Genomic DNA, 607 nt, shown 5'->3' on the forward strand with positions numbered 1-607 from the left:
GTTGCCGACGTAGTCGTGCAGGTGGTGGGCGCCGTTGGTGACACCGGGGGCGACGATCACGTTGTCCGTGTTGTGGTTGTCGTTGCCGTTGGTGCCGCACTTGGTGATGAAGACGCCACGCGAACCGGACCGGCCGTTCGCGGCGAGGCCGTTCGGCAGGTTGCGGGAGTTCGGCTGGACGGTGGTGATGTCCTGGAAGTCGGCCGCCACGGGGCCGTTGCCGGCCTGACCGCCGTTGCCTCCCTGCTGACCGCCGTCCTGCTGACCGTCGCCGTTGCCGTCCTGGTTCTGGTCCCCGCCGTCCTGCTGGCCGTCGCCGTCCTGCTGCCCGTCGCCGTTCTGGCCGTCCGTGGTCTGCGGCTGTTCCGCCGGGGTGCCGGTGCAGCCGGAGAGGGTGTCCAGGTCCTCGGAGGCGTTGCCGCCGGCCCGGTTGATCTCCAGCTGGATGCGGTCGATGATCGCCTTGCGGCGGTCCTTGAGCGGCTGGAGGATCGCGTTCTGGACGTAGCTCGCGTCCTGGGCCTGCGCGTCCCGGGTGGTCGCCAGCCGCTGGTAGGCCTCGGTGATCTGCTGGTCCAGGGTGGCCAGTTCGCCGTCCACCTCGCCC

1 pseudogene is annotated in these 607 nt (G+C 70.3%); it reads right to left on the bottom strand.

Annotation, left to right across the window (positions count from 1 at the left end):
* Window positions 1–607, bottom strand: a pseudogene (locus tag CCN42_RS37510) (DUF1996 domain-containing protein); the annotation flags it as partial.

It is taken from the genome of Streptomyces glaucescens (assembly GCF_002154375.1).
GTDB lineage: Bacteria > Actinomycetota > Actinomycetes > Streptomycetales > Streptomycetaceae > Streptomyces > Streptomyces glaucescens.